This is a genomic window from Geomicrobium sp. JCM 19055 (genome assembly GCF_000698185.1).
Classification (GTDB): Bacteria; Bacillota; Bacilli; order Bacillales; family Marinococcaceae; genus Geomicrobium_A; species Geomicrobium_A sediminis.
This window is the reverse complement of the sequence record NZ_BAXL01000025.1, coordinates 1-20,994: the sequence shown is the minus strand read 5'-3', so window position 1 is coordinate 20,994 and position 20,994 is coordinate 1. Positions and strand designations below refer to the sequence as shown.

20 protein-coding genes and 5 pseudogenes are annotated in these 20,994 nt (G+C 42.6%); 13 read left to right on the top strand and 12 right to left on the bottom strand.

Annotated elements, in window-relative coordinates; translation table 11 throughout:
* Positions 1–21: 21 nt before the first annotated feature.
* The 11 genes and pseudogenes from JCM19055_RS19005 to JCM19055_RS18955 all read right to left on the bottom strand — a co-directional run bounded on the left by JCM19055_RS19005 (position 22) and on the right by JCM19055_RS18955 (position 8,796).
* The gene (locus JCM19055_RS19005) at positions 22–651 is read right to left on the bottom strand and encodes an ATP-binding cassette domain-containing protein (protein ID WP_042360867.1); all 630 of its coding nucleotides are present in this window, start codon (positions 649–651) and stop codon (positions 22–24) included.
* Between the two features lie 5 nt (positions 652–656).
* Positions 657–977: a hypothetical protein gene (locus JCM19055_RS19000; protein WP_042360866.1), complete on the bottom strand. Its 321-nt coding sequence runs from the start codon at positions 975–977 to the stop codon at positions 657–659.
* A 66-nt stretch (positions 978–1,043) separates the two neighbouring features.
* Positions 1,044–1,337: a hypothetical protein gene (locus tag JCM19055_RS18995; protein WP_042360865.1), complete on the bottom strand. Its 294-nt coding sequence runs from the start codon at positions 1,335–1,337 to the stop codon at positions 1,044–1,046.
* A gap of 108 nt (positions 1,338–1,445) precedes the next feature.
* A pseudogene (locus JCM19055_RS18990) lies at positions 1,446–1,891 on the bottom strand (flavin reductase family protein).
* A 64-nt stretch (positions 1,892–1,955) separates the two neighbouring features.
* Positions 1,956–2,937 (bottom strand): annotated as a pseudogene (gene hpaD / locus JCM19055_RS18985) (3,4-dihydroxyphenylacetate 2,3-dioxygenase).
* 17 nt (positions 2,938–2,954) lie between these two features.
* The gene (gene hpaB, locus JCM19055_RS18980) at positions 2,955–4,424 is read right to left on the bottom strand and encodes a 4-hydroxyphenylacetate 3-monooxygenase, oxygenase component (protein WP_042360864.1); all 1,470 of its coding nucleotides are present in this window, start codon (positions 4,422–4,424) and stop codon (positions 2,955–2,957) included.
* Between the two features lie 5 nt (positions 4,425–4,429).
* Positions 4,430–5,962, bottom strand: a pseudogene (gene hpaE / locus JCM19055_RS18975) (5-carboxymethyl-2-hydroxymuconate semialdehyde dehydrogenase).
* A gap of 222 nt (positions 5,963–6,184) precedes the next feature.
* Positions 6,185–6,577 (bottom strand): 5-carboxymethyl-2-hydroxymuconate Delta-isomerase, encoded by a 393-nt coding sequence (locus JCM19055_RS18970; RefSeq protein ID WP_042360863.1) that lies wholly within the window; start codon positions 6,575–6,577, stop codon positions 6,185–6,187.
* Positions 6,578–6,584: 7 nt separating this feature from the next.
* Entirely contained in the window at positions 6,585–7,337 is a 753-nt protein-coding gene (locus JCM19055_RS18965; RefSeq protein ID WP_042360862.1) for a fumarylacetoacetate hydrolase family protein, read from the bottom strand.
* Positions 7,334–7,900: a fumarylacetoacetate hydrolase family protein gene (locus JCM19055_RS18960; protein WP_052366546.1), complete on the bottom strand. Its 567-nt coding sequence runs from the start codon at positions 7,898–7,900 to the stop codon at positions 7,334–7,336. The genes JCM19055_RS18965 and JCM19055_RS18960 overlap by 4 nt, the downstream gene beginning before the upstream one ends.
* A gap of 251 nt (positions 7,901–8,151) precedes the next feature.
* A complete protein-coding gene (locus JCM19055_RS18955) occupies positions 8,152–8,796 on the bottom strand; it encodes a GntR family transcriptional regulator (protein ID WP_042360861.1) in 645 nt (214 codons plus the stop codon).
* A gap of 126 nt (positions 8,797–8,922) precedes the next feature.
* On the opposite strand from JCM19055_RS18955, the pseudogene hpaI reads away from it, so the two are divergent.
* The 6 genes and pseudogenes from hpaI (at position 8,923) to JCM19055_RS18930 (ending at position 14,594) form a co-directional block, all read left to right on the top strand.
* Positions 8,923–9,838 (top strand): annotated as a pseudogene (gene hpaI / locus JCM19055_RS18950) (2,4-dihydroxyhept-2-ene-1,7-dioic acid aldolase).
* Between the two features lie 161 nt (positions 9,839–9,999).
* The gene (locus JCM19055_RS18945; protein ID WP_042360860.1) at positions 10,000–11,409 is read left to right on the top strand and encodes a YfcC family protein; all 1,410 of its coding nucleotides are present in this window, start codon (positions 10,000–10,002) and stop codon (positions 11,407–11,409) included.
* 163 nt (positions 11,410–11,572) lie between these two features.
* Complete coding sequence (locus JCM19055_RS18940; RefSeq protein ID WP_265182367.1) at positions 11,573–13,156, top strand: DNA topoisomerase; 1,584 nt, start codon at positions 11,573–11,575, stop codon at positions 13,154–13,156.
* Positions 13,095–13,679: a topoisomerase C-terminal repeat-containing protein gene (locus JCM19055_RS30390; RefSeq protein WP_265182366.1), complete on the top strand. Its 585-nt coding sequence runs from the start codon at positions 13,095–13,097 to the stop codon at positions 13,677–13,679. The genes JCM19055_RS18940 and JCM19055_RS30390 overlap by 62 nt, the downstream gene beginning before the upstream one ends.
* Before the next feature lie 15 nt (positions 13,680–13,694).
* Positions 13,695–14,258, top strand: coding sequence for a GrpB family protein (locus JCM19055_RS18935; protein WP_042360859.1), 564 nt, complete (start codon positions 13,695–13,697; stop codon positions 14,256–14,258).
* Between the two features lie 33 nt (positions 14,259–14,291).
* Entirely contained in the window at positions 14,292–14,594 is a 303-nt protein-coding gene (locus tag JCM19055_RS18930; RefSeq protein ID WP_042360858.1) for a TIGR04104 family putative zinc finger protein, read from the top strand.
* A 104-nt stretch (positions 14,595–14,698) separates the two neighbouring features.
* Here the strand turns inward: JCM19055_RS18930 and JCM19055_RS18925 are convergent, their stop codons facing one another.
* On the bottom strand, positions 14,699–15,460 hold the full coding sequence (locus tag JCM19055_RS18925; protein ID WP_042360857.1) for a glucose 1-dehydrogenase: 762 nt from the start codon (positions 15,458–15,460) through the stop codon (positions 14,699–14,701).
* A 160-nt stretch (positions 15,461–15,620) separates the two neighbouring features.
* On the opposite strand from JCM19055_RS18925, the gene JCM19055_RS18920 reads away from it, so the two are divergent.
* The 7 genes and pseudogenes from JCM19055_RS18920 (at position 15,621) to JCM19055_RS24645 (ending at position 20,873) form a co-directional block, all read left to right on the top strand.
* Positions 15,621–16,670: an amidohydrolase gene (locus tag JCM19055_RS18920; RefSeq protein ID WP_370543229.1), complete on the top strand. Its 1,050-nt coding sequence runs from the start codon at positions 15,621–15,623 to the stop codon at positions 16,668–16,670.
* Between the two features lie 69 nt (positions 16,671–16,739).
* Entirely contained in the window at positions 16,740–17,099 is a 360-nt protein-coding gene (locus JCM19055_RS18915; protein ID WP_052366545.1) for a GNAT family N-acetyltransferase, read from the top strand.
* Entirely contained in the window at positions 17,075–17,503 is a 429-nt protein-coding gene (locus JCM19055_RS24655) for a hypothetical protein (RefSeq protein ID WP_052366544.1), read from the top strand. Before JCM19055_RS18915 ends, JCM19055_RS24655 begins: the two co-directional genes overlap by 25 nt.
* Positions 17,504–17,521: 18 nt before the next feature.
* Positions 17,522–18,633 (top strand): annotated as a pseudogene (menC, locus tag JCM19055_RS18910) (o-succinylbenzoate synthase).
* A 71-nt stretch (positions 18,634–18,704) separates the two neighbouring features.
* Positions 18,705–19,862: a hypothetical protein gene (locus tag JCM19055_RS18905; protein ID WP_265182365.1), complete on the top strand. Its 1,158-nt coding sequence runs from the start codon at positions 18,705–18,707 to the stop codon at positions 19,860–19,862.
* 167 nt (positions 19,863–20,029) lie between these two features.
* Positions 20,030–20,419 (top strand): GAF domain-containing protein, encoded by a 390-nt coding sequence (locus tag JCM19055_RS24650; RefSeq protein ID WP_052366543.1) that lies wholly within the window; start codon positions 20,030–20,032, stop codon positions 20,417–20,419.
* Complete coding sequence (locus JCM19055_RS24645) at positions 20,397–20,873, top strand: STAS domain-containing protein (RefSeq protein ID WP_265182364.1); 477 nt, start codon at positions 20,397–20,399, stop codon at positions 20,871–20,873. Before JCM19055_RS24650 ends, JCM19055_RS24645 begins: the two co-directional genes overlap by 23 nt.
* The last annotated feature ends 121 nt before the right edge of the window (positions 20,874–20,994 follow it).

Here is a 20,994-nt window from a genome sequence, read left to right as displayed (position 1 = left end):
TCAATGTGCCTACGCTTCTTTTTAGTGATTGGAAGTAGCGGTTTGTTTCTGCTCAAACGGTGTATAAATCTGTTTGTTCTCAAGCGTATACATGGTCGCATCCATGTTTTCAAACGAGATTCGCTCATGAGAAGTAAAGAGTACACCTTTTTTAGAGGCGACTAAACGCTCTAAGATTGTAGTTAATAGCTGTTTCCCTTCATCATCAACACCTGCAAACGGTTCATCAAATACGTACCATTCACGATCAAGATAACACGTAGTAACGAAAAACAGCTTGCGGCGTTCCCCACCAGACAACATAGATACTTCTTTGTTCCACGCTTCATCAAGAAACGTTTTCAGGCCGATGCTTTTAATATAAGCGAAATAATCATTGTATGTATGTTTTACACGATCAAGAGTTAAAACAAATTGAACGTAGTCTTTTACTTTAAGTTTCATCGAGAAATATAAGTTTTGGTTCATATAAACCAGATCATCGTTACCGGTAATCGTTCCAGAATAATTGTGAATAATGCCAGATAGGCAATCGAGGAAGGTCGACTTCCCAGATCCATTTTTCCCGTAGATATAGTTCAATCCAAGTTGAAAGCTCACGTTCGTATTCTCGATCATCGATGCATAGGATAAATTCTGAATGGTAATCATGCGGTTCACCTTCTCATGATAGAATTTACTCGGTAGTTTCGTAAGCTATACACTCCTGTAATAATACAAAGCGCCGACCCAATGACATAAATAAGATAGTCGAAAACGCCTTGCATAAATAAAATTTGAGAAAGGTATACGAGCGGATTTACATAGTTAATCATGTGCTCAAACGTTAACGTAAACAATGAGATGAAGAAAATGATCGCAATGACTGTGCTAAGTGTTTGATAGCTGCTCTTATGAAGCATCGTCAAATTCGCTGATAAAAACGCAACAGGCAAAGCAAGAAAGATCAGTAAGGTTGAATACATCATCGCTTCCAAAAAGTTTACGTGAAAAAAACATTGCAGCAACGCTATTAAGAATGACCATGCTAAAGAAAGCAGACGTCATTTGTGTGAGAACGAGCGAAATAAAAAACAGCATCCGTGAAGGTTCATTGAAAAATACGTTTTGAGTAGTCCTGCTTCTCGAAGCCGTACCGCTTGAAGTCCAACTCCAAAGATGTAACAGGCAAAAATAATGATTGCCCAAAAGTAATTTAAAAACATCGTATCTTGTACGTACTGACCATTGATGAAAAGAAAGATGACAGGGAGTGCCGTTGACCAGAGTAACGGCAGCTTTTCTTTTAGTAAAATCTTCATGTTTAATATGTAGTAAGCCTGAATGACATTCACCATCGATCACCTCATTAAAAATAGACGCTGTGATCACAACGTCTATTTCTTTTCGTTCTATAAAAATGCCTTATTTCCTCCTGATTTCCCAAAAAAAAGTTAACTGCTGATTTATACTCCTTCAAACTGTAGGTTCTTATAATGACCGTTGTAGAATGTAAGAGGTTCGGCATGATCATTAATGAGTAAGTTGTAGACATTCCCGACAAAGAGCGTATGATCACCTTCACGATGGGTGTTATGAACGGTACATGCTAACGAAACGAGCGATTCTTGCACAATAGGCAAATTTGCGAACGTATTAAACGAGTATGGCTGTGTCGCTTGCTTTTGGCCTGCGAAAAGCATGGAAGTATCCTTTTGTTCTCGAGACAATACATTCACTGAGAATGTTCCTGACGACTCAATCATTTTACGCATCTTGCGTGGTGACCGATCGAAATAAGAATAAGTTTTGGATCAAGTGACACAGACATAAAGGCGTTTGCCGTCATGCCATGAATTTCACCATCATGTTCAGCAGCAATGACGGTCACACCTGTCGCAAACTTGCTCATTGCTGTACGAAATTGATGATCGTCCATCATAGCGAGTGCTCCTTTCTAAGTGGGTGGGTTTGGATTAGATGATAAACGTCGGTTTCTTCTTTTCTAATTTAGGCTCCGTAAGGGATACTGTTTGATCGCCTTGCAATGTAAGGAAGTGGGACGCTTCTTCAAACCAACTATCCGGGGCTTCATGCCCCCAAAACGTTGCACGTCTTGGATCGTCAAGGTCCCAGCGAATCGGTTTGAAGTCAGGATCAGACGTTAAATAATCGCCGTTATATAGTTCAATTCGGTGACCATCAGGGTCGCGCAAGTACAAGAAAAAGGCATTAGATAGTCCGTGACGACCAGGACCACGTTCGATGTTCGGACCATAGCCGATCGAAGCAAGAACGTCACACGCATCAATGAGGCTCATCGGATCTTTCAACCAGTAACCAACGTGATGAAGTCTAGGTCCTAATCCGTTCATAAACGCCACGTCGTGTACACTCGGTTTACGATGTAACCATGCAGCCCAAATGTTCTCGTTTTCAGTTGCGGTGTATTCAGAACAACGGAAGCCGAGCTCACGAAGGTAGAAGTTGTGAGCCGCTTCTACGTCTTCGACCATGCAATTGAAATGATCGATTCGTTGCACCTTTGCTCCTTTATAAAGGTCATATCGCTGCAATAATCGATCGACCGTTTCCATTTCATGATAGAATTCAACGGTTAGTCCACTAGGATCAGTCACACGAAGGGCGCGCCCCATCGCGGTTTGCTCTCCCTTTTGCAGCCAACGGACGTCTCGGTTATGCTTTTTAAAAAGCTTTGCGAGTGTTTCTAAATCATTTTCAGCTTCTACTTTGTAACTAATCGCTTCAACCAAGGGCTCCGTGCCTTTTTTTTAGACAAAGGCTATGATGATTATGTTCTTCAAGTCCTCGCAAGTAGAGGTGGTTTTCATCTCGAGCGGTTTCGATAAATCCAAGTGCATCGTAAAACGCAAAGGATTGCTCTAAGTCTGTGACATGCAGCACGGCACGGCTCGCACGGATAATGTTTGGATTCATCATTAGATCACTCCCCGTTAAGAAAAGTTAGGCTTCACAGCGGTCGTTTGCTGTAAAAAGTCTTGAACATACTGTTTGTAAGGTTCTTTGTCATATTGATCGAAGTAAGCCATGCCCATCTTTATTGGATCTCCAAAGAAGTAATATTCATAATGCATCTGACGACTGCCGAATGCACTTAATGTCATATCCCAAGCGAGACGGAACAATTGCACGCGCTCGTAACCTTGAAGGTTTTTGGATTGGAGTGCGCGATTCACTATCATTCCGATTTCAGGGCTTTGGAAATCGGCTTCACTTGGAATTCCCATTAAACCAGAGGCCCCAAGAATACGTAGGATTTCTACGAGACGAGGGTACACTCTTGGATAGTAGTTTCTCGCAGCGTTTAAAGCCTCAAAGTCGGGAGTCATCGTACCTGAACGATCGAGTGTTGCATTTTGTTCAGAGCGGTACAAGTGAGACTTCATCGTCTCAAGTGTGAGCATAATTTCGGTCCCTTTATCTTTCACGTGTTGGAAGCCATCAATGCCAATCGAGTCCATAATGTTTAACACTGTTCCGAGAAGGAATTCGGTTTTAATAACATTTTTGGCAACGACTTGATGAGACATATGAACGACTGCATTTGTCTCTTTAAACGTACGGTTGCAAATGGACGAATTGCCACATACAAACACTTTTTCCCAAGGAACAAACACGTTGTCAAAATGAACAATCGCGTCACCTTCTTCAAAGCGACTGCTTAATGGATGGTCGTACGTCGACTTGTCTTGGTCGAACGATTCTCGGCTTATAAATGATAACCCTTCGGTATTGTTTGGAACGACGAATGCGAGTGAATACGGATCATCCAACTCGCCTGCTGGTTTGACCGTTGAAGGGAAAACGAGAATCTCATCTGTGATTCCCCCTTGAGTTGCGAGCAATCGTACGCCATCAACGACAATTCCGTCAGATTTCTTTTCGACGAGGTGAAGGGCCATGTTGGCATCTTTTTGTTCGTGTTGCGCCTTTTCTCGATTCACCTGGGGATGAATGAGTGTATGGGTGAGGCTAATGTCGTTTTCTCTTGCGTATTCATAATAAGCACGGGCATTGTCTGCAAACATTGGGTCCGCTTCTTTAAATAGCTCATTGTTCATGCCCATTGCCATTACTTCAGCATTCAAATAATCTGGTGAGCGTCCCATCATGCCTCCAGATGTTTTCGCCCAAGCTTGAATTGCTTCACGACGGCGAATGAGGTCATCGATCGACGTTGGCTGCAAGAATGTCATGCCTACTTGCGTTCCGGACGTTGGTGATGTGTAAAGAAGTGTCTCTTGTTGGTCATATTGGAGATCGTATAAATTGGCCATCGATTGGATGACATTCTTGAACGCTGGATGTGTCGTTGGATCTTCGACGCGTGCCCCATCGATAAAAACGTTGTTGCGAGCTTTTTTTAATCGTTCTTTATATTGTGCTCCAGTTTTGGCAGGCATTTGATTCAGCTCCTTGTCGTTGGTTTTCCGAATTGCGGAATGTGGTGGTCGCCCATGGCAACGTGTATGATTTGAACTTCAGTATAAAATTCAAAAGCGTAATGTCCGCCTTCTCTGCCGATTCCACTATGCTTGGACCCACCAAATGGGGTGCGTAAATCCCGAACATTTTGTGAATTCACCCAAAGCATTCCAGCATCAACGGCATGAGCAACTCGGTGCCCCCGTTGTAAATCTTTCGTCCAGACGTAACCGGCTAAGCCGTACCGAACCGCATTTGCTTTCTCAATCACATCGGCTTCATCACGAAAAGTCATGACAGAAAGAACAGGGCCGAAGATTTCTTCTTGAACGACACGCATATCTTGCTCAACATTTAAGAGTAGTGTTGGGGGAACGTAACATCCTTGTCGTAGTTCATCAGGAACCGTCGTCTGGTAGAGTTCTGCTCCTTCTTCTGTGGCGATTTTCAAATACTGTTTCACATTGTTGTAGTGTTCACGGTGAATGAGTGGACCGACTTCGGTTTTAAGATCTAGTGGATCGCCAACTTGAATGTGATCAACGCGTGTTTTGAGCCGTTCGATAAATTCTTCTGCAACAGATTCATGGATATATAGACGTGAATTAGCTGTGCAACGCTCACCATTAAAGGAAAAGATACCCCACGTACACGCATCGAGTGCTCGGTCTAGATCCGCATCTTCGAAAACGATAATCGGTGACTTACCGCCAAGCTCCATCGAGAATTGTTTCATCGCTTCCGCACCATTTTTTTGAATCTCTACACCCGTCTTCGTCTCACCAGTAAATGAAATGAGCGGGGCGTCGGGGTGCCTTACGAGTGCCGCACCTGCAGTTTCGCCGTAGCCGTGGACGACGTTGAAGACACCTTTTGGAAGGTCCGCTTTATGAATAATTTCAGCGAGACGATTTGCAGTAAGTGGTGACCATTCTGCTGGTTTTAATACGACGGTATTGCCTGTTGCAAGGGCAGGGGCGATCTTCCACGTCTCAAGCATGAACGGCGCGTTCCAAGGCGTAATGAGCCAGCAACACCAACGGGCTTATGAATCGTATAATTTAGAAACTCATCATCGACTTGGTAGACTTCACCGACAAGCCTCGATGACACCATCTCTGCATAAAATCTAAAGTTCTGTGCCGCGCGTGCGACCATTTTTTTTCGTTTGCTTTAATGGTAAACCAGTGTCATAGGATTCAAGGGGAGCAATTTCTTCAATATGCTCATCGATGAGGTCGGCAATCTTATTTAAATAGACCATTCGTTTTTGAATCGATAAACGTCCCCATTCACCGTTGAAAGCTTTCTTTGCTGCAGCAACAGCGATGTCGATATCGCGATCATTTCCAGAAGCGACTTCGTTAATCGGTTCGTTCGTATAAGGGTTGTAATTCGTAAACGTTTGATGACTTGATGAATTGACAAATTCACCGTTTATATACTGTTGAATCGTTGATATATTCTGGATGACTTTGTTTCCGTCTTCACTTACATCATTTCGTAGCGTAGACATAAATGGCCTCCTTTACCTACAATATCTTGTAAACGCTTTCAATATAGCATGTGGATAATCATAGGTTAAATATTATTAAACTTCGTGTTACATACGAAAAGAATATAGATAGTAGTAAACCAGTGTTCCAGAAGGGTTTTCATTTAGGAGAGAGTCGTCAATTAAATATTGTGGCATTGAATTTGCTACATGTAACCATAAAAAAAAGACTGAACGTGTTGTTCAGTCTGGGCGGTTAAATCGAGTATGAATGTTGTTCAGCTTGTACGTGCCTGTACCAGTAAATTCTTGTAGTTCAAAAGAGAGGGCGAGGTAACGGGTGTCTAATAACGGCTGAAAGTGGTCGCTTAATTCTTTGAAAATCGCTTCGCTAACTGCGGTTTTCTCTTCGTTCGTCCGTCCACTGCCAATCTTTAATGTTGCATGCACAAATGCATCGTCTTCTAGACCATCAGCAATCACATAATCCTCAACCATCATTGCTCGACAGCGAATGCCCCCGATTGGGAAAAGATTTGAACGGTTTCGAAGTACGCTATTCACTTTCATTAATAATTCGCGAATTTGACCCGTTTCTTTAAGGTTATCCGTATACTCAACGATAAAGTGTGGCATGAGCACCTTACCTTTCTAAACGATCGCTTATAATCGTATTGTGCAACTGTCCGAGACCTTCAATTTCTGTGATTACATGATCACCTTCATATACTTTTGCGAGTCCTTCTGGTGTTCCAGTGAGGATGATGTCGTTTTTGTTTAAGGTCATGAAACTACTCAGATACTCGATTAATACAGGTACTGAAAAGACCATATCCTCGGTCGTACCGCTTTGTGTCACAGTCCCGTTAACAGTTGTCTTGAGTGTTAAGTTCATTGGATCTGGAATGTCAGACGCATCAACGAGATACGGTCCAATTGGTGTACACGTATCTCGACTCTTCACACGTAAATTCGGACGATAATAATTTTCTAGGTAATCACGAATGGCGTAATCATTTGCAATTGTATAACCAGCAACATAATCATACGCTTTTGAGCGGGGGATGTTCTTTCCTTGTTTGCCGATGATAACGGCAAGTTCACATTCATAATGCATATGTTCCGCTTCGTCAGGTCGCACGGTTTTCCCATGATGTCCAATGAACGTATTTGGTCCTTTTAGGAAAACGAGAGGTTCTTCAGGTGCCTGAAAAGCAAGTTCTTTGGCATGATCTGCGTAATTTAGACCAAGTGCAAAAACCGTTCCTGGAACGACTGGGGGAAGCCACTGAACCTCTTTTGTTGCCACAATTCGACCGCTAGGTAATTGCAATTGTTCTCCGTGTTTAACAGCTTCATGAATGGCGCCGTCAACGACGACTCTAGCTCGTTTCATCGTACACCCTCCTTCAAAGAGACAGTCGTATTCGTCAACTTCCCAATTCCTTCAATTTCAATTGAAACCGTGTCGCCGTGTTGAATGAGTGGTCGATTTTCAGGCGTGCCGACGAGCAATACATCCCCAGGATTGAATGAGAGAAAGGCGCTCACATCTGAAATGAGTTGGCGGACGTTACGAACAAGCTGTTTCGTATGACCGGTCTGTTGTAGCTCATCGTTTACATAGACGCGAATGACGACTTGATCGGGATTTGGAGCATCGTCACGATCAACAATCCATGGGCCGATTGGACAATAGCCGTCACGAGCATTGTATTTCACAGCAGGGCGGTGCATATTGTCGTGGGGAATACATAAGTCATTTACGATTGTAAATCCGAGAATTGTACCCCACGCTTCTTCCACAGAGACATTTGTAACATGCTCTTTGAATACAACTCCAAGTGCAGCACCAACTTCTAGGTAGTTCGAATCTTCTGGAAACGGTATTGGTGTTTCGTGCGCGATGAATGTATTTTTTTGGTTTAATGTACAGGATCGGTGCGTTCGGTGGGGCAAGGTAAGGTTTTTCGTGGAGCTTCGGACCGAGTTTAGTTAGCTCTCCTTGATAGTTTAGTGCTGTTCCATAAACACAGCCTTCGACAGGGCAATCAAAAGGTGCAGTCGTTGTAGCAAAAATTCCCGTGTACGAAGACGATTGAAGCCAAAGGTTTTGAACTTGAGCTGTTCCTTGAATACGACCGTATGCGTTAACCAAAGTGACCCGCTCCTTTGTGTTCGACGTTTCCAAACAAACGTAGAGCGGTTCTCTACGTTTGTTTAGAAGCACGTAACGTATTTTGTTTGTGTTGTCGTGCGAATTTCTCAATACGATCAATGGGTTGCTTTTGTTCAAGCATTTCAAGTAATTGATCATGTTCAAGAACAGAATCATTTGCGCGCAACGGGAAGGAATGAAATCCTCGCGTACGCACAGTATCTAATTTGTCCCACGCATCTTTGATCGATTTGACGAGTAGTTCATTCGTACAAGCATCATAAATGACATAGTGAAAGGCTTTGTTCAACTGTCCAAACCGTTGCAAATCAAACGTGTGCAATGCTTCTTTCATTTGACTGTTCAAGTCATGAAGCTGTGAGAGGTCTTCTTTTGTTAATGATGAAGCACTCATTGCGGTTGCATAGCCTTCAAGTACAGAGAGGAATTCTAATGTTTCTTTGTACGCATCATCGTTTAATGATTGAACGACAGCGCCCACATTCGCTCGGTATTCAATCAATTGATCAGCTTCGAGGCGACGTATTGCTTCTCTGACAGGGATGTGACTTGAGCCAATTTCCTTTGCAATTTGATCGATGATAATTCGTTCCTTTGGAGCATACGTTCCATCTAAAATTCTCATTTTCATAACTTCATATGCTTGAGTGCTCTTTGAGCTTTTTTCTCGTTTCATAGCTTAAATTGTATAGAAGATCATATATGATTTCAATCATTTCTGACGAAAAGCCATTGAAATCATATATGATTATATATATAATCACTTTAAAGTTTAATTTTTCTGACATAGGAGGCGTATCAAATGAAGGATTATACGGACATTAAACAAAGGTTAAGAGGTTCAATCACTCCCGTTGTCACACCATTTAAGCAAAACTATGACATTGATTTCGAAAAACAATCCGAACTAATTGAATTCCAGCTCGACAATGGTACACATGCTATTTCTGTCACAGGCACGTCTGGTGAACCGAGCTCTCTTACGATTGAGGAGCGAGTCCAAGTGATGGAGAATGCCATGCGTACGATTCATGCAGGGTGCCATTTGCTCCAGGAACTGTTCGACGAACCACGATGAAACGATGTATTTAACGAGGCGAGCGGAAGAGATGGGTGCAGACGCAGCGATGGTCATCGTCCCGTATTACAATAAACCGAATCAACATGCGCTATACAAACATTTCAAGACCGTTGCCGATTCTGTCTCCATTCCAATTATCATTTATAACATTCCAGGACGAACCGCGGTGAATATGGAAGTTGATACGATGGCAAGGCTTGTGCAAGATTGTCCGAATATCATCGGTGCAAAAGAGTCGAACAAAGACTTTGAACATGTGAATCGTGTATTGCAAAGGTGTGGACGTGATTTCCTACTCTTCTCTGGTATTGAGCTTCTCTGTTACCCAATGCTAGCGATTGGGGGAGCAGGATCAATTAGCGCAACCGCAAACGTGTTACCAAGTAAAGTTGCAGAAATGCACGATGCATGGCAAGAAGGGGATTTAAAGCGTGCACAAGATCTACACTTTGAGCTAATGCAGTTAAACGATGTGCTATTCAAAGATACAAACCCAGCTCCAGTAAAAGCGGCACTTGGCATGATGGGTAAAATTGAGCCCGTCTTAAGATTGCCGATGGATTTACCGACAGAAGCTTTGCAAAAAGAAATTCGTGAAACACTAGAACTATATGGGATTGCAACGCAAAGAGCATAGGTATTCTAAAGAACTACTCGTTAAATTGATACGAGTAGTTCTTTTTGTCGTATGTTAACAACCTCAATTTACTGGTATAGTAAATACTATGTTTTTTTAGAAAGTTGCAATAAAGCGCAGGAACATCAAGAAGATCGTTTACAGAAAAGAGGTAGGAGACAATGAGTGAGCAAAATGAAGACAAGTCAAAAGGTAGACTGAAGATCCCACATATTTATGTGATCTTACTCACGATTTTACTATTGGCATTTGTTGCAACATTTATTGTACCGTCAGGTCAGTTTGACCGAGAAGTAAATGAAAACGGCACAGAAGTGTTAATTCCCGGCACGTTTACGGAAGTAGACAAAACGTACTTATCTTTCTTTGATTTAATGTTTGCTGTTCCGTCAGGATTGATTGCTGCTGGCGAAATTATCTTTGGTGTTCTTATGATTGGCGGAATGTTTGCCGTTTTAGAACGTAGTGGACTCGTTGATATTGGGGTTAGTAAATTAGGGAGAACGTTCCACGATCGACCTGTTATGATTATTGCCGTATTAATGTTTCCATTAGCGCTTTTAACAACATTTACGAGTGCAATAGAGTTATCGATCGTATTTGCACCAGCCGTCATCCCCCTTATGGTTCGATTAGGCTTTGATCGATTAACCGCACTTGCAGCTGTCTTAGTAAGTACCGTAGCAGGATTTACAGCAGCGATTACGGGGCCAGCGACAGTGGGTGTGGCCCATGAAGTAAGTGAGTTGCCTTTATATTCTGGGTATGAGTATCGTGCGCTCATTTTTCTTATCATTACGACAATTGGAATTATCTTCGTAAGTCGTTATGCACGTAAAATTAAGCAAGATAAAACAAAAAGTCTCGTATACGGTGACGGCATCGATGAGACGTTTGTCGGTCGTGATGACATTACTGAAGTGAAAGCGACGAAGCGACAAATGGTCGCAATCGTTGTATTGTTCGCTGGTATATTGCTGATGATTTTTGGACTTATTCAATGGGGTTGGTACTTCCGTGAACTTGGAGGATTGTACTTAACGATTGGTATCGTGATTGGATTAATTACTGGTCTAAACGTAAGTAAAATTGCTGAGACGTTTAATGATGGATTTAAGACGATCTTGCTCGGGGCGATGGTAATTGGCTTTGCGAGAGCAGTGTCCGTCATTTTAGAAGACGGTCAGATTCTAGATACAATTGTAAATGGAACGAGTCAAGTTGTGAGTGCAATGCCTGGTGCGCTAACTGCAGTATTTATGATGATCGTACAAGGTGGATTTAATTTCCTCGTTCCGTCAGGTAGTGGACAAGCGGTTATTACGATGCCGATTATGAGTGGCCTTTCAGATCTTGTTGGCATTACTCGTCAGACCGCGGTGTTAGCTTTTCAATTTGGAGATGGATTCGCTAACATTTTGTACCCAACGTCAGGTTATTTTATGGCAACCTTGGCGATTGCTAAAGTCGGCTGGGACAAATGGGTGAAGTTCATTTGGCCACTGCTACTCGTCTGGTACTTGCTAGCGGTCGTGTTTTTAATGGTTGCACAGTATATGAATTTTGCATAAAGCATTAATGCGGTGGTGACCCATGAGTTACCACCGTTTGTTTTTGAATTTAGATGTTTCAACGTCTAGCTGTCTAGTATAATGACAACAATAGAGTCACGTCAGGGAGGAATATGTTTGACGACGGTAATTTTGGCAGAGAAACCAGACCAAGCACGAAGTTATGCGGCGGTATTTTCAAAGACAACTAAGAAAAAAAGGGTACATCATCATCGAAGATGAACGTTTTTTTAAAGGAGAAGCGATTTTAACGTGGGGAGTCGGTCACCTCGTTGAACTTTGTTTGCCAGGCTATTACAAGAAAGAATGGAAGCGTTGGAGTTTAGCAAGCTTACCGATTCGCCCAGAGAAAATAGAGTTTCAAGTACCACGTAGTAAGCAAGAGCAGTTTCAAATCGTAAAGCAATGGTTAAAGAAGGCGTCTGAGATTGTCATTGCGACCGACCCAGACCGAGAAGGGGAAAACATTGCGCGGCTAATCATCGATAAAGCAGCTGTGAAACGCTCGGTACCGATTAAACGGTTGTGGATCAATTCACAAGAAAATGACGTCGTTCGAGAAGGATTTAAAAACTTGCAACCTGGCGAAAAGTACGTGTCATTGTACGAAGAAGCGAAAGCTCGTCAAATTGGTGATTGGCTCGTCGGAATGAATGCCAGCCCTTTGTACTCACTGTTACTGCAAGAACAAGGTGTTCATGACACGTTTTCTGTTGGGCGTGTACAAACGCCAACGTTGTATTTAATTTACTTACGTCAACGTGAGATTGAGAACTTCAAGCCAGAACCGTATTTTGAAATTACAGCGGACGTTACTGCCAAAAACGGAACATTTAAAGCGAAGTATAAAGAGCGCTTAAAGACGAAACAAGAAGTGTTGGCATTGTACGAAAAACATGGCATTGAGCGTGAGAACGAAGGAAGTATTGCTGTACTAAATAAAAAGGACAAGCAACTACCCTCACCTGTGTTACACAGCCTAGCGACACTTCAAGCAACAGCTAACCGTAAATGGAAGTACAGTCCGTCTAAGGTTCTTAAGGTGATGCAAAGCCTTTACGAGAAAAAGTTACTATCATACCCAAGGACGGAAAGTAATCATATTACGACTGCTGAATTCTCGTACTTAAAGTCGAAGTTGTCTGCGTACATGAATGCGGTCGGTGTCAACTTTGAACCGGCTTTTCTTCAACCGCGCAAGCGGTATGTGGACAATCAGAAAGTGCAGGAACACTACGCAATTATTCCTACAAAGACGATTCCTACAGAGAAAAGGCTTGCGTCATTGCGAACAGAAGAACAGAACATTTATAAAGAAGTTGTCCTTACAACACTTGCGATGTTCGCGCCGCTTTATAAATTTGAAGAAACGAACGTTGAAGTCGATCTATGTGGACTGCGTTTACATGCGAAGGGGAAAGTTGATCGTGAGAAGGGCTGGAAAGCGTTACTTTCACCACGACAAAAACAAGAAGAGCCATCTCTACCAGTGATGGAAGTCGGTGAACGAGTCGATACAGTCATGAAAACCGTAGCCGACGAGACAAAGCCACCGTCACTGTACACGGAGGGTCAATTAATTCCGTTAATGAAGTCTGCGGGCAAGCATGTTGAAGATGAAGAAAATACAGCAATACTCGACGAAGTAACAGGGATCGGTACAGGTGCGACACGAGCAAGTATTATTGAAACGCTTAAAAGTCGCACGTACATTACCGTTTCAAAAAAACCGAGTCAACGTTACTGAAAAAGGAAAAATCCTTTGCCAGGCGGTAGAGGGGAATTTATTAAGTAAAGCTGATATGACTGCGGAATGGGAGTTGTTCTTGCGACAAATTGGAAAAGGAGAAAAAGAAGGCACAACGTTCATCGCAAATATCCATCAATTCATCGATCAATTGATCCATAATGCCCCTGCGTCATTAAAAGAAGTGAAGTTTAAAAAGGAATCACTCATGCAAGAGGCGAAATCAGAAGGGATCGGACCGTGTCCATTATGTGGCTCACCAGTCATTAGTAAAGGTCGTGTGTACGGATGTTCTGGCTATCGCGAAACGAAGTGTAAGTTCGTATTACCAAAAATGATTGCGAAGAAAACATTAAGTGAAGCGAGCGCCAAGCGATTACTAACAAAAGGTAGCACGAGTCAGCTGAGGGGATTTAAAAGCAAGGCAGGTAAATCATTCCGAGCAGGGCTGACGTTAAAAGAAGGAAAAGTTGAATTTAATTTCGACGCGAAACCTATGAAGAATGCGAAACGTAAAACATAAAATCGTAGGTTCGTGATGAGTGACCAAGTAAGAAGCGATGAGGAGTTACAAGCGGTAACAGTTGGTGAGCGGAAGCCTCACAATAACACGATTGAGTTACATGAATACGACCCTACATGGTCCACGCAGTATCAAGCAGAAGAAGAGAAGATTTATCGTGCGCTTCAGAGCGTGGTTGTTCAGCTTGAACACGTCGGTTCAACGTCAATTCCAAGGATGAGTGCCAAGCCGATTATTGATATCCTATTGGTCGTTCATGACTCAGCGAATGAATCACGTTATGTACAGGCACTCGAATCCATCGGTTATAAACTTGTCATACGTGAACCCGATTGGTATGAACATCGCCTGTTAAAACGAAACGACGAAGGTGTAAATCTTCATGTCTTTAGTGAGGGTTGTGAGGAAACCGGACGAATGCTCACTTTTCGTGATCATTTACGGACAAATGAAGAAGATTTCATAAAGTATAAAGAGAAAAAGCAAGAATTATCAACGCGTACATGGCGACATGTTCAACATTACGCGGATGCAAAATCTGAAGTTGTGGAAGAGATCATTCATAAAGCAAATCGCTAAGTTTTGAGGCAACAAAAAGAGGTGGTGAGCGGTGTGCCCCGTTGTGAATCGTGCAACAAGCGTTGGCGTCTTAAACAAACGATCGTCAAAACGAGTGCCATTGATGTGGATTTAGGAATGAACTGTCCTTATTGTGATGAATTACAATTTTTGGATGCGAAGTCACTCAAACGCAACAAGGTGTGGATCTTTTTCCCTCTCATCATGTTAATCGTTTACGGTCTATTGAATTTATGGATGTCCTTGCCGTTTTGGTCTTTTATTCTTTACTTGCTTCTGATCGTTGTGATTTTTATCGTTTTTTTATCCACGATCCATTACTGTGACGAATGCTAAGCCGCTTCAATCATAAATTGAACGGACTCGTTACATGATTCAAGTTAGATGATAAATCCCTCCAACGTAGTTGTGCTCTACGTAGAAGGGATTTTTTGGTCTGTTTATTGCGCAGTTTGTCCACCGTCAACAGCTAAGTTTACGCCGGTGATGTAAGCAGCGCGGTCTGAACAGAGCCAGACTGCTGCTTGAGCTTGGTCTTCTGCTTCTCCAATTCTGCCAAGTGGAATGGCGTTCTTTACATGTTCGGCTTGTTCGGGAGCCGCTTCTTCCCATTGTTTGACACTTGCAGTCATCGTCATTCCCGGACAGATGGAGTTCACTCGAATGCCTTGTTTGCCGTACTCTAGTGCAATTGATTTCGTAAGTCCATTGACCGCCCATTTTGACGCGCTATAGCCACCCATGTTTTCAACGCCTAGTAGACCAGCAGTAGAAGCGGTGTTTACGATTGCGCCACCTCCAGACTTTAACATCGCTGGAATCTCATGTTTCATCGAGTAATACGTGCCTTTTGCTGTCACGTCCATCGCGCGGTCCCAGTCTTCGCCTTTTGAATCAACAATTTTCGCTTGAGGCACTCCAATACCAGCATTGTTATGAGCGAAATCTAGCCTTCCGTAGGTGTCAACCGTCGTCTGAACGAGTTGAATTACTTCTTTTTCATTTGCCACATTGCATGGGAAGAAAGTTGCTTCGCCACCGGCGTCTTTAATTAACTGTACCGTTTCTTTCCCCATCTCTTCGTTAATGTCCGAAACGACGACAGTTGCTCCTTCTTTTGCGAAAAGAAGTGCACTTGCATGACCGATGCCGTTTCCTCCTGCAGTAACGATTCCAACTTTGTTTTCCATTAATTTAGTCATTGCGATGTTTCCTCCTTATGAATTCATATCAAAAGTGTGCCCAGTAAACTATTATTCAACAAAAGTATAGCACTGTATTTACCAGAATTAATAATTGAGGTAAGATAGACATTATCTTTATCAGAAAAAAAGTGAAAGTTGAGAAGGGTATGTGACGATCATGGGTGAACAACGTAAAACTCGACTGCAAGAGATGTTTGAATATTTGCATCAAAATCCTGAAATGAGTAATGAGGAAGTAAATACGACAGCGTTTTTGAAGAAAGTTATTGAAGAAGCGGGCATTAAGGTGAAGACGTTTGATGATCTTACAGGTCTTGTTGTCGATGTAGGCAGTGGCGGACCCGTTGTCGCACTGCGAGCTGACATCGATGCGGTTTATCAAGAAGTTGACGGTGAGTGGAGACCAAATCATTCGTGTGGGCACGACGCTCATATGACAATGGTGTTAGGGGTGCTATTTGAGCTTCTTGAACGAAAATCCCTTGATCGAACGTACCGGTTTATTTTCCAACCAGCAGAAGAAAAAGGCACAGGAGCATTAGCATTGATTGAGAGAGGTGTCGTCGATGACGTAGATATCTTGTTCGGTATGCACCTTAGACCAATTCAAGAGTTGCGTGCAGGGGAGTTCGCACCAGCCATTCAGCACGGAGCAGCTCGTTTTATAAACGGCACGATTCGTGGAGAAGACGCTCACGGTGCGAGGCCACACTTGACGGCAAACAGCATTCAAGTTGGTATGGATTTGTTTCATCAGCTAAATTCAATGCAGATTAATCCGATGCACCCGTACTCAGCGAAGTTAACGACGTTCCATGCAGGTGGGAAAAGCCCGAACATAATTCCGGGAAGCGCAACGTTCTCAATCGACGTTCGTGCACAGACGAATGAGACAATGGAAGAAGTGATCGCTCATATCGAACGATTTAGATCTTCACTTGAAACGCTACATAACGTACAGATAGAATTAACAACGAGCGCAAATGTCGCAGCAGCTGTCATTTCTACTCATGCGGAGCAAGCATTATCAGAAGCGATTGTATCAACTGTTGGACAAGAATCATTGAAGCCACGTCTTGTGACTACGGGGGGCGATGATTTTCATTTTTACACGATAAAAAAATCCCGAATTACAAGCGACGATGTTAGGAGTTGGTTGCGATTTATCTCCAGGGTTACATCACCCTCATATGACATTCGATCATAAACAAATGGAGCCAGCAATTAAGATCCTAACAGAAGCGATGACTACGGTAGATATTTAGGAGGAACAAGCATGATTACCATCCGAGAACTTACGACGATGGAAGAATTAGAAGAGATGATGGACGTAGAAGAAGCGGTCTGGCAAATGGAGCCGTTACAAGTCCATCAAACGTTCACGGTACTTAAAAATGGTGGGATTATTCTCGGTGCTTATGATGATGAGAAAATGATTGGGTTTTTGTATAGCTTTCCAGGGTTTGTCGAAGGGGACGTGTACTTATGTTCTCATATGTTAGGTTTTCTTCCGGACTATCGTAAGCGTGGCATTGGCGTCTTAATGAAGCAAAGACAAGCCGAGCTTGCCAAGGATCGAGGCTATCAAAAATTACGTGGACGTTTGACCCGTTGGAAACACCAAATGCGTACTTAAACATCCAAAAGCTACGAGCAATCGGTGCTTATTATAAGGTCAATCATTATGGTGAGATGGCAGATGAATTTAATACAGGCCTTCCGACAGATCGAATGATTATTGAGTGGGATTTAACGAAGTCAACGGCTGTTGAAGAAGTCGTGATCAACGACACTCATCTTCTGCTACGGAATAACAACGGCCATCCAAAAAAAAGCACAACTCTTTTGACCGAGAGTCGAATGAACCGTACTACATCGCCGTCCCGAGTAACTTCCAACAAATTAAAGAAGAGAACTTTGAACTTGCAAAAGCGTGGCGGTTTGAAACACAACAGCGCTTTGTGGAATTGTTTCAAGCGGGCTACGTTGCAACCGGTGTTAAAAATGATCTTAACAACGAGACGACCTACTACAAACTGACGAAATAGAGGCGATACAATGAATCTTAAACAAGTAACAATTAGACGACTTAACATGGCCTTAAAAGCTCCGTTTACGACGAGCTTTGGAACATTCACGGATCGTGAATTTCTAATTATAGAAGTACGTGATGGCGATGGAAAGGTTGGCTACGGGGAGTCGGTTGCGTTTGCAAGCCCGTGGTACAACGAAGAAACCGTTGATACGAACGTTCATATGATCGAGAAATTTCTCGTGCCAGCATTACAAGAAAAACCGATCACTCATCCAGAAGAAGTAAGTGAGCGATTTGCGTTTATTAGACGTAATAACATGGCGAAGTCAGCGGTAGAAGGGGCCATTTGGGACTTGTATGCAAAGCAACAAAATAAACCGTTAGCAGAAGTGCTAGGAGGCGTTGCGAAGCAAATCGACGTTGGCGTGAGTATCGGAATTAAAGATTCAGTTGAGGACTTAATTGAAACGGTCCAATCCCATGTTGATGCAGGGTATAAGCGAATAAAAATTAAAATCAAGCCAGGCTGGGACATCGATGTGCTTCGTGAAGTAAGGAAGCAATTTCCTACCATTCAAATGATGGGAGATGCAAACTCAGCATACACGCTTGAAGATCTGGATCATTTGAAACAACTGGATGAATTGAACTTAACGATGGTTGAACAGCCGCTTGAACACGATGATATTATTGATCATCGTCTACTGCAAGAAGCGATGACAACGCCGATTTGCTTAGACGAAAGCATTCACTCTTTAGCGGATGCGAAAAAGGCAATCGCACTCGGAAGCTGCAAAATTATTAATATAAAAATTGGTCGAGTTGGCGGGTTAACTGAAGCGAAGCGAATTCATGACTACTGCAAAGAACAAGATATTCCAGTCTGGTGCGGGGGATGTTAGAGTCAGGAATCGGGCGTGCTCACAACATTGCATTGACGACGTTGCCACAATTTATTTTACCTGGGGATACAGCTAGTTCAGCAAATTATTGGCATAAGGACATCATTTCACCAGAAGTCGTTGCTGAAAATGGGGTTATTCAAGTTCCGACAGGAGCGGGAATTGGTTATGACATTAATGAAGAAGCACTTGAAGAATTTACGGTGAATTGTTCAACCATTGAGCTAGACTAACAACAGGACGTAAGACATCATAAGGGGGAGAGCCCGTTGGCTCAGAAAAAAAGAGAGAGCTTCATTTATGGATGGGGGATTTGGCCGTTATTTTTTTACCGGCCATCTTACTTCAAAGTGTATTGATCGGTGGCGGTTACGCAACCGGTCGAGAAATTGTGCAGTACGGTGCAGGATTTGGGGCACTCGGTTGGATTACGGGCATCATGATTTTTATCGGGTTTTCTGTAATGGCCATACTTACATTTGAAATGGCAAGAAAATTCCAAGTCTTTGATTATCGGTCGCTTCTAAAGCAATTGATCGGACCCTTTTGGTTTTTGTTTGATATCGTCTATCTCTTACTTGCCGTATTAATCATTTCAATTGTTGCATCAGCAACAGGAGAAATTCTGAATCAGACGATGGGAATTCCGAATTGGATTGGAATCGTCATTATGATGGTGCTCGTCGGTTGGTTGAACTTCTATGGTGATCGCCTCATTGAGAAGTTCAAAACAATTGGAACGATCTCGCTAATGGTAGGTTACGTATTCTTTAGCATTCTCGTTATTTCCTCGACGTGGGAAAACGCAGCTGAAGTATTGCGGACTGGTGATACGAGCTTTATCCCGGGTGAAATTAGCATTTGGATGGTGTTGTGGACAGGGGTTATTTACGTCGGGTACAATTTAGCCGTTTATCCTGCAGCCCTCTTTACAATAAAACGTCAGAAATCACTGAAAGAAACGGTTGTCTCTGGTTTATTTGCAGGTTTTTTAATGACAAGCCCGTGGTTTCTCACATATTTTGCATTGCTCGGATTCTACCCAGATGAAGCGGTACTCGGTTCTTCTGTTCCGTGGCTCGTGATGCTTGATGGATATGGGTTATGGGTCATGATACTCTTTGGTTTTATCGTCGGATGGACATTGATCGAAACGGCTACTGGAATGATTCATGCTTTTATTACGAGAGTTGACCAGCAATTCGAGGAGTTTGGGAAGGCACCACTCTCTGGGAAAAAGCGCGCGATTGTGTCAGTTGGAACACTCGTGTCAGCTTTTTTGCTCGCGCAAGTTGGGATTATTGATCTCATTGCTTACGGCTATACGTTCATGGCTTACGCAATGATTGCCATCTTCGGCTTACCATTACTAACAATAGGTTTTTACCGAATTATAAAACCACAATGGAAAAAGTCGTATTGGGATAAGCAAAAGAGGTCGAATGTTGATGCACAAGGGTAAAAAAAGAGGCTAGTGGTGGGAAGTTGATCATTAGCCTTTCTTTATTTTGATCTAGAGTTCGGTATGATTTTTCAAGAATGAAGAAAAAAAACAAATCGTTTAAAAAGGCAGTTGAAGTATAAAGTGTTATACTGTGTGTAACTTATTCTAAGGAGTTCGACTGTAGTATGATCCCAAATCCACATGAATCACTTGTAGATGTTTCCAATCAATTGTTTGAGTTAATTGTCGATGAGCTCGGAGTAAACACAGCTTATGTCGCTAGAAGAGATGACAATGTGATGACGGTGCTTAATTCTCATAACAAGACAGAAGAAATTGTCCCTTCAGATGTCGTCGTAAATTATGAAGACTCGAATTGTAAACTTGTGTTAGAGAACCCTGATCAAGTACGCTCAGTTTCTAATTTGTTCACTGATGTTGAAACGAAGGATCGAACGGTAACTGAGCAGTTTCAAGTGAAAGCATTCCTTGGTGTTTCATTAACTCGTAAAAATGGTCAACCCTTTGGCACATTATGTGTAATGGATCGCGGTGAAAAAAAGTTTCTCGAATGAACAAGTGGAGTTTATGAAAACGGTCGCAGGTGTTCTAAGTTATATGATTGAATTGGATGAAGCGTATGAAGATATGAAACTTCTTAGCGCACCAATCATCCCTGTGTCAAATCAATTGGCCGTATTAGCATTACAAGGGAACATTAATGAAAAGCGCGAACTGATGATTATTGAAGAAACACTTACTTACGTTGCCCGCGAAAAGGTTCAATACATCGCCATCGACTTGTCGCAAATGAATCGGACCGATCAATCGTTTATAAATTTACTTGAGAGAATCGTAAATGCATTAAAGCTAATGGGTGTCCAAGTGATGTTGTCCGGCGTACCTGTTAGCCTTGCTGAACACTCGTACATTAACAATCGGTTGTTTGAATTAGAAGTCGGTTACGTTCAGAATCTAGCAGATGCTTTTTCAAATTTAGGATATGAACTTAAAAAAACGATCCATTAATCGTGCCTATTCAAAGTGAGCCCGTCTATTGTAGACGGGCTCGCTTTTTTTTGATGTGTACAGTGCCGGAGTGCAAGAGCTGGGTGTGGTGTAGCAAGAGGAGTGGAGGTGGTGCAAGAGC